Consider the following 8,067-nt stretch of genomic DNA (forward strand, 5'->3'; position numbering starts at 1 on the left):
CTATCTGGCGCTTTCCCCGGCCCCGCTTACCGCGGCCCGCTGCCTGCGGGAAGCGCGCGGTAAGAGCCGGAAAAGCGCCGGTCGCCATGCTCGACCCACCGAGCCGCACAGGAAGTTTCGAAGGGAGAGAGCGATGACCGCGACCCCACCGCTGAACGTCGCCATCATCACCGGCAGCATCCGGGACCGCCGGTTCGGTCCCACGGTGGCCGAATGGTTCGCCGGGGAGGCCGGGCGGCGCCCCGCCCTCCGTCTCGACCTCATCGACCTCGCCGATGTCGCCCTGCCCGCCGTACTCGCCGCTGACGACACGGGGCCTTCCGAGGCGCCAGAACCGGTACGGAAGCTGGGAGCACGGCTGGACCGGGCCGACGCGTTCGTGATCGTCACGCCGGAGTACAACCGCAGCTTCCCTGCCTCGCTCAAGACGGCCATCGACTGGTACGTCGACGAATGGCAGGCCAAACCGGTCGGCTTCGTCTCCTACGGCGGAGCCTCCGGAGGTCTGCGCGCCGTCGAGCACCTCAGGCAGGTCTTCGCCGAGCTCCACGCCGTCACCGTCCGCAACACGGTCAGCTTCCACTCCTGCCGGGACAAGTTCGACGACCGCGGCCGCCCGATCGACGAGGTCGGCTGCCGCGCGGCGGCGGAGAGCCTGATCGACCAGCTGACCTGGTGGGCCCGCACCCTGTGTGACGCCCGCGCGGAACGCCCCTACGTGGCGTGACAGAAGCCTTGCCCCGAACCTTCTGAGGAGATCGCGATGCCATCGCCACAAAGAATGACCACCAGCGCCAGGTCGCGCTGGATCCTCGCTCTGCTGGCCTTCTCCAGCCTGATCACTTCGCTCGACTTCACCATCGTGTACGTGGCGCTGCCCGACATCGCCCGCGAGGTCGGGCTGTCCGGTCACGCCGTCCAATGGGTGGTCAGCGCCTACGCCATCTTCTTCGGCGGCTTCCTGCTGCTGGGCGGCCGCTCGTCCGACCTGCTCGGCCGCCGCCGCATGTTCGTCCTGGGCATGCTCCTGTTCGGCGGTGCCTCGCTCCTGGGTGGCCTGGCGACCTCACCCGCGACACTGATCGCGGCGCGGGCGCTCCAGGGAATCGGCGGCGCCTTCCTGTTCCCGGCCACACTCTCGCTGGTCACCACCAGGTTCACCGAAGGCCGCGAGCGCGTACGCGCCCTGGCCGTGTGGGCCATGGCAGGCGCGGGCGGGCTGAGCCTGGGCGCCCTGCTCGGCGGTGTGCTGACCCACGCGTTCGGCTGGGAGGCGGTGTTCCTGGTGAACGTGCCGCTGGTCGTGGCGGGCACCGTGGGCGCGTTCGCCCTGCTCGACGTGGACGGCCCGCGCCAACGGGGACGCGGCTTCGACATCCCGGGCGCCCTGACCGGAACGGCCGGGCTGACCCTGCTCGTCTTCGCCATCGCCCAGGGCCCGGAGATCGGCTGGAACACGACCTCCGTCCTCGCCTCCGCCGTCCTCGCCGTGGCGCTGCTGACCACGTTCGTCGTCATCGAGGCCCGCACCAGGCACCCGCTGATGCCGCTGCGGCTGTTCGCCAACCCCAACGTCCGCGCCGGCCTGCTGGTGATCCTCACCTTCGGCATCACCATGCAGAACCTGGTCTACTTCCTCACCCTGTACGTCCAGGACGTGCTCGGCTACTCGGCACTGCAGGCAGGGCTGGTCTTCCTGGGCCTCTCCGTGGTGATCGGCATCGCCAACTTCGTCGCGGAACGACTGATCAACCGCATCGGCGCCCGCGCCACCTTGATCATCGCTCTGCTGCTCGGCTCCGCCGGCGGCGCGCTGATGGCCGCGGGCATGCGAGCCGACGGCTCGTACTGGACGATCCTCGCCGGCCTGATCGTGTACGGCCTGGGCATGGGAACGATCTACCCGACCATGTTCGGCGTCTCGGGCACCGGCGTGGCCGACAACGACCAGGGCGCCGCAGGGGGCATGGCCAACACCGCCCTCCAGGTCGGCACCGGCGTGGGCCTGGCCATCCTGGTCAGCGTCTCCGCCTCCGGGCTCACCGGGCTGACCGGCGAGGCGCTGCGCGCCGCCACCTCCGACGGCCTGCGCGACGCGGTCTACCTCGCGGCCGCGCTCACCCTCGCAGGCATCCTCGCAGCCCTGACCCTCACCCGCCGCACCACCCCGGCCGCCCCATCACCGACCTTGGCCGAACCACCGAACGCACCCCACGCTTCGACACGAAGGGCGTCATCATGACGACGACCAGGAACCCGACCGCCGCGACCAGCCAGGTCACCGTACTGGGGCTCGGTGAGATGGGGTCGGCGATCGCCAGGACCTTCGTCGACCGCGGCTATCGCACGACGGTCTGGAACCGGACCGCGAGCAGGAGCACCCCGTTGGTGGAGAGCGGCGCCACGGCCGCCGCCACGGCCACTGAGGCGGTCGCGGCGAGCCCGCTCGTCATCGTCTGCCTGCTCGACAACACGGCGGTCGAGGAGGTGCTGACGTCCGTGGGGCCGGCGGTAGCGGGCAAGGTGCTGGTGAACGTGACCAGTGGCTCCGCAGGCCAGGCCCGGGCGAACGAGCGCTGGGCGCGTGAACACGGCGCCGAGTACATCGACGGCAAGATCATGGGGGATCCGCCCTACGTGGGAACCCCCAACGTCATGCTCCTCTTCAGCGGTTCCCACGCCACCTTCGACGCTCACGAGCCGACGCTGCGGGAACTGGGCGGCATCGCCTACCACGGTGAGGACGCCGGCCTGGCAGCCGTGGAGTTCATGGCCCAGGTCGCGGTGGGCTACGAACTGCTCATCGGCTATCTGCACGTGCTCCGCCTGGTCCAGGCGGAAGGGGTCGACGTGGTGGAGTTCACCGAGCGCGTCGCCGGCTCTGTGGCCATGTACCCGTCGTTGCTGACCTCGATGGGCAAGGCTGTCAAGAGCGGCGAGTACGCACCGGATCTCGGTCCGCTCAACGTCCAGGCGGCGCTGATGGACGACCTGATCGACCACCGCGAATCCCTCGGCGTGGAAGCCGTACGGATGAAGGAGGTCAAGGAACTGATGGACCGCAGGATCGCCGGCGGCGACGGCGACCAAGGCTTCTCCAGCCTGTTCGAGCTGCTGGGCCGGCCCAGCCGAGCCTAGACCGCGTACCCATCACACGTGGGCGTAGCTCTGGCGTGGCGGGTCTGTGGATCGCCACACTCGCCGGGTTCGAGCTACGCCCAAGCACGATGCTGGACCCGGTTTGGTGGACACCTGATCTCTGGGGATCCCTGGTTCCGAAAGAAGAAGTCCGCTGTGCCGAACAACCGTCCGCCAGAGTGTGACGGTCCGTCCGGGTGGGTGACGGCCGAGGTCACGGTCCAGACAGCGAGAAGGCCGGTCCCTCCATTGGAAAACCAGCCCCTGACCTGCTGCGATGTGGTGGGCGATTCTCGGTCGAACCAGTGATCTCTTCGGTGTGAAACATGCAGGCTACAGGTAGCCGCCCTCATAATCCGTGGGCCGTGGGTTCAAGTCCCACGCACATCGCCTCCCGAGCCTTGCCGATCGCTCGTCCTTGGAAACGCGGCCTTGTCGCCTCCATGGCAACCGTTGTTGCCTTTGGCCGCGTCAGCCTCATAAGTTTGCCGAGTGTATGCGGCCATCTAAAACTGGCTCTGGCACAAAGATCGTGATGTCGTGACGCTGTGTGGCCGTGGTCGCGATTTCGCAACTGGTCGCTCATGAGGGCGGCCGCATCGTAAAGATCAGGTTCGACCAAGAACCCGATCATCACGAGCGGCCGTGAGGGCTATTGTGCTGCACTTCCAGGCAGGTGGCGACAGCTCCAGCCTCGATCTTCTCCTTCTTCTCTTCCCCCACCTGGCAGCCGTCCAGGTGGAGACAGTGACCCGAGACCAGAACGGTGTGCTGATCAGCGCACGCTCTCGGAATACAGAAGCGCCGTGTGGCTCCTGCGGCACCCTGAGCCGGCGGGTCCACAGCCGCTACCGTCGCCAACTGCAGGACCTACCCTGCGGGGAGGTACCCGTGACCGTCGAACTGGAGATGCGGCGGTGGTTCTGCGTCAACTCCGACTGCCTGGTGCGTACGTTCGCCGAGCAGGTGCCCGAGCTTGCTCAACCGTACGCGCGCCGGACCTCGGCGCTGCGTCGGCTACTGGAGCACATCGCGCTGGCCCTGGCCGGGCGAGCCGGGGCGCGGTTGGCCGCCCGCCTGGGCATCACCGTATCCCGATCTCTGCTGATCCGTCTGATTCGCGCACTACCCGACCCCGAGACGAGACAGGTCCGCATCCTGGGCGTGGACGACTTTGCCAAGCGCAAGGGCCACTCCTACGCCACCATTCTGATCGACGTGGAAAGCGGCGATCCCATCGACGTGCTGGAGAACCGCCTGGCCGGCACCCTGGCCGACTGGCTGCGCCGGCATCCGAGCGTGGAGATCATCTGCCGGGATCGGGCCGGCGCCTATGCCGAAGGCGCGGCCGACGGCGCTCCGCAGGCGACGCAAGTCGCCGACCGCTGGCATCTGTGGAAGAACCTCTGCGACGCGGTCGAGGCCACGGTCCGTATTCACCGGGCGGACCTGCGCGAACCTAGCCCAGACAGCACCACCCCGACAGCCAGTGAGTCCAGCACGGGCTCCGCGCCGCCCATCCCGGACAGCCTGCCGGAATCTCGCACCGCGGTCCGCACCCGTGAGCGGCACGCCGCCATCCACGACCTGCTCGCCCAGGGCAAGACGCACACCGAGATCTGCAAGATCTTGGGGCTGTCGGACAAGACGGTGCGAAAGTTCCGCCGTGCCGCCACTGCCGACCAAGCCTTCTCCGGACCCCGCGCCTCCCTCAAGCAGATCGAAAGGTTCGCCCCTTACCTGCTGCAACGATGGAACCAGGGCATTCACGACGGCGTGGTGCTGCACGCCGAGATCGTGGCCCAGGGCTACCAGGGCAGTTCCCGCTCCGTTCGCCGTTATCTACAGCCCTTACGCGCCGGACTCACTCCGCCGCAGCTTCCGCCCCCACCGCCCAAAGTCCGCGAGGTCACCCGGTGGATCACCAGCCACCCTGACCACCTGACCGAGCACGACAGCGCCAACCTCGCCCAGGTCAAGATGCGCAGCCCCGCCCTGGAGCGCCTCAGCGCCCATGTCGCAGCGTTCGCCGAGATGCTCACCGGCCGCCACGGCGCACGGCTTGAAGACTGGCTAACCGCCGTCGAAGATGACGGCCTGTCTCACCTGCACGCCTTCGCCCACGGCATCCGCCGCGACCACGCCGCCGTCCTGGCCGGACTCACCCTGCCCCACAGCAGCGGCCCCGTCGAAGGCAACGTCTGCCGGGTCATTATGTGGAATCTGATTTGTCAAGCTTGGCACTCGGCTCGGCAGCGGGGATATCGACTGGCCGGTGCCGCGATGAACCTAGACAATTACCTGTCGTGATGGGTATCTCTGGCTTCGAGCCGACCTTTCTCGTCGGACTTGAAGCCGTCCGGGGAGAACACGGACCGGGCCTGGCTGCGCTGGGTGGCCGGCGCCTGACGGGATTCGCCCTGGTGCGTTTCGTCGAAGACGGGGACTGGTTCGCTGACTGCCCCGTCGTCTTGGACTTCGGTGGTGTTCAGGTAGAGGTATGCCACTGGAAGTTCGACGAGCTGTCGATCGGCTGGAACACCATCGACACGACGGCTGCGATCAGCGGCTGGGAGGAGTATGACGAGCTCACCCCGGTGTGGTCCAGCGACGACGAACGGCTTGAGCCGTTCGTCGGCCAGGAACTGCGTGAGGTCGCTCTGCTCGAGTGGCATCCATCGTCGCGTCATGACATAGCGGGCGGCACTATCGCTGTCGAGTTCGTCTTCGACATGGGTCGCTTCCACATCGCCAACGCTCTCGATGAGAACAGCATTGATCTCGGCAATGCCCCTCCAGAATTCGTGCGGCATCCACTGGTCTGTGGTGGGCGGCCTGACTAGGTCGGCCTCTGGTTGATCTCGATGACCGGCAGCAGGGTCGCCTGGGCCGCGGCGCTGATCTGGTGGGGAGTGGGCCCGGCGGGGGTGGCAACGTCGGCGAGCTGGCCGAGCAGCCGGTCCAGGGCAGCCTGGCCGTCGTCGACGGCGGCTCGTTCGTCGTCGGTGAGCGGGATGGTGGCGAGCATGCGCTGCAGGTTGTCTTTAGCCTCCAGGAGCAGGGCCTTGGAGGAGTCCTTGGGGGTGTAGAAGTCGCACTTGGCGCAGGCCATCCGGTGCGGGCACTGCTCATAGAAGGTGTAGTTGCAGAACCCGTGCCCCAGGTCGTAGTACTGCCATGGCTCTCCGGCGGCCGCGGCTCCGCTCTCCACGGCGCCCCTGTCGACCAGCACCTCGATGGTGCGAACGTTGCGTTCGAAATATCCAGCATCGGTGTAGGCCCGCGTCAGCGTCGTCGGGGTGATCTTGGCGTAGTTCTGGGTGGACTGCGGGGAGCGGTGCCCGAGCCAGGCTTGCAGCTCGAACAGCGTCATCGGCTCCTTGGCGTTGTAGAGCTGGCTGGCGATGGTCGAGCGGGCCCGGTGGCTGGTGATGTTCCCGCGGACGTCAGTGGCCGGCACGCCTGCCTTGCGGCAGAGCATGGGGATGACGGTGTTGTTGATGTAGGAGGAGGAGACACGGCGGGCCCGGAAGGCGAACAGTAGGTTCACCTGCTCGCCGGTGCGGCGGTCGACGAAGAGCGGCTGGTCGGGGCGGACGGCCTGCCAGGCGTCGATGGCCTGGCCGAGGATCGGGTCAACGGGCTTGGTGAATGCGGTTCCGGTCTTGTGGGTGGGAACGTCCAGGAGGCAGACCGCGTCGCGGGCCAGGACCTGGTCGGAGTCGCCGGGGATCGGGGCGTCCTGGTGCTGCCAGCGGATGCATCCCAGGCGCAGCCGGGCGATCTCGTCACTGCGCAGCCCGCTGAACAGCCAGGTCACGGTGATCGCGCGGACGAGCTCGATCGGATAGAAGTGCCCTGATCTGGTCTGCGGCAGGTCTTCCTGGTCGAGGTTCAGTCCCGCCCATAACAGCTTGGCCCAGATCTCGTCGGCGATCACGCGGGGGTTCGGGCCAAGGAGCGCGGCGATGCTGCGCGGGGTCGCCAGCGCGCGTTGCGGGTCGAAACGGCGGGGCAGCCATTCCCATTCCTGGCAGTCGGCGAAGAACCTGCGCAGCGCGGCGAGCTGCCCCTCCTTACTGCTGGCTTCCAGCGGCTTGCCGACGCGGTCCTTGAGGCCGACGGTGCGCTGGACGTAGTCACCGACGTTCATCCGGTCGAGCGCGGCGACCCAAGCCGCGCAGGTCTGCCGGGTCCAGTCCGCCGGATCGGCGGCGTCGGGATGCTCGGCCTGGAGCCAGCGGCCGACTTTGAGCAGGTTGGAGCGGACGCCGCTGCGGGTGCGGGGCGTCAACGTCGAGGTGGCATGCCAGCGGTCCACCCACCGCTCCCAATCCGGTGCGCCGCCCGTCGCCCGGCCCGAGTGACGGCCGGTGCCCTGCCGGGGCGGATCGCAGAACCCCAGCGCGCTCACCGCCCGTTGCAGGGCATGCAAGGTATTCATCTGCGTGCCCGGCAGCAGACGCTCGCGCCGCACCCGATCGAACAGCTCGGTGGTCAACTCGTCGACGTGAGGGCTGCGGTTGAGCAGGAACAGCCGGCACGCCACCATCGGCAACAACGTGTCGTCATCGCGGCCGAGCCGATAACCCCACTCGTCCAGGACGGCTCGAACCTGGGCGATCTCGTTACTCAACCGGTCGCGCCCGAAGATCTGCCGGGCCAGGGTGAGGCGTTGGAAGCTGCCGAGCCGGTCGAAGCCGGTGAAGGAGCCCAGCAGGTAGGCGTGCGCCGCCAGGTAGGGACGGACCTCGTCACCGGCCCAAGCAGGCGCGTTGCGATGAAAGTCGGTCTGGTCACGGCCCTCTCTGTCAGACTGCTGTGGTACATGGGACAGATGAGTCCTTTTGATGTAAAGCAGGGCGAGACAGGACGATCGAGACAGTGACGATGACCCTCGCCGACCAGGCCGCCATGACGGGGCAGGAT

At 67.8% G+C, this 8,067-nt stretch carries 6 protein-coding genes; 5 read left to right on the forward strand and 1 reads right to left on the reverse strand.

Going from position 1 to position 8,067, the window contains the following annotated elements:
• Positions 1-133 precede the first annotated feature (133 nt).
• From KME79_RS38320 to KME79_RS38340, 5 genes are all read left to right on the forward strand, one after another.
• Positions 134-727, forward strand: a complete 594-nt coding sequence (locus KME79_RS38320) for an NADPH-dependent FMN reductase (RefSeq protein ID WP_219550470.1) — start codon at positions 134-136, stop codon at positions 725-727.
• A 36-nt stretch (positions 728-763) separates the two neighbouring features.
• Entirely contained in the window at positions 764-2,242 is a 1,479-nt protein-coding gene (locus KME79_RS38325; RefSeq protein WP_219550472.1) for an MFS transporter, read from the forward strand.
• The gene (locus tag KME79_RS38330) at positions 2,239-3,138 is read left to right on the forward strand and encodes an NAD(P)-dependent oxidoreductase (RefSeq protein WP_219550474.1); all 900 of its coding nucleotides are present in this window, start codon (positions 2,239-2,241) and stop codon (positions 3,136-3,138) included. Before KME79_RS38325 ends, KME79_RS38330 begins: the two co-directional genes overlap by 4 nt.
• A 768-nt stretch (positions 3,139-3,906) precedes the next feature.
• The gene (locus tag KME79_RS38335; RefSeq protein ID WP_308249202.1) at positions 3,907-5,448 is read left to right on the forward strand and encodes an ISL3 family transposase; all 1,542 of its coding nucleotides are present in this window, start codon (positions 3,907-3,909) and stop codon (positions 5,446-5,448) included.
• Entirely contained in the window at positions 5,445-5,981 is a 537-nt protein-coding gene (locus KME79_RS38340) for a hypothetical protein (RefSeq protein ID WP_219550478.1), read from the forward strand. Before KME79_RS38335 ends, KME79_RS38340 begins: the two co-directional genes overlap by 4 nt.
• Here the strand turns inward: KME79_RS38340 and KME79_RS38345 are convergent.
• Complete coding sequence (locus KME79_RS38345; protein ID WP_219550491.1) at positions 5,978-7,774, reverse strand: tyrosine-type recombinase/integrase; 1,797 nt, start codon at positions 7,772-7,774, stop codon at positions 5,978-5,980. The genes KME79_RS38340 and KME79_RS38345 overlap by 4 nt on opposite strands.
• Positions 7,775-8,067: the final 293 nt, after the last annotated feature.

The organism is Nonomuraea harbinensis (genome assembly GCF_019396385.1).
GTDB classification, from domain to species: domain Bacteria; phylum Actinomycetota; class Actinomycetes; order Streptosporangiales; family Streptosporangiaceae; genus Nonomuraea; species Nonomuraea ferruginea.

Bases quoted from the DNA above. Each gene is read 5' to 3' on its own strand.
- KME79_RS38320 (WP_219550470.1), top strand. From the start codon at position 134: ATGACCGCGACCCCACCGCTGAACGTCGCCATCATCACCGGCAGCATC.
- KME79_RS38325 (WP_219550472.1), top strand. From the start codon at position 764: ATGCCATCGCCACAAAGAATGACCACCAGCGCCAGGTCGCGCTGGATC.
- KME79_RS38330 (WP_219550474.1), top strand. From the start codon at position 2,239: ATGACGACGACCAGGAACCCGACCGCCGCGACCAGCCAGGTCACCGTA.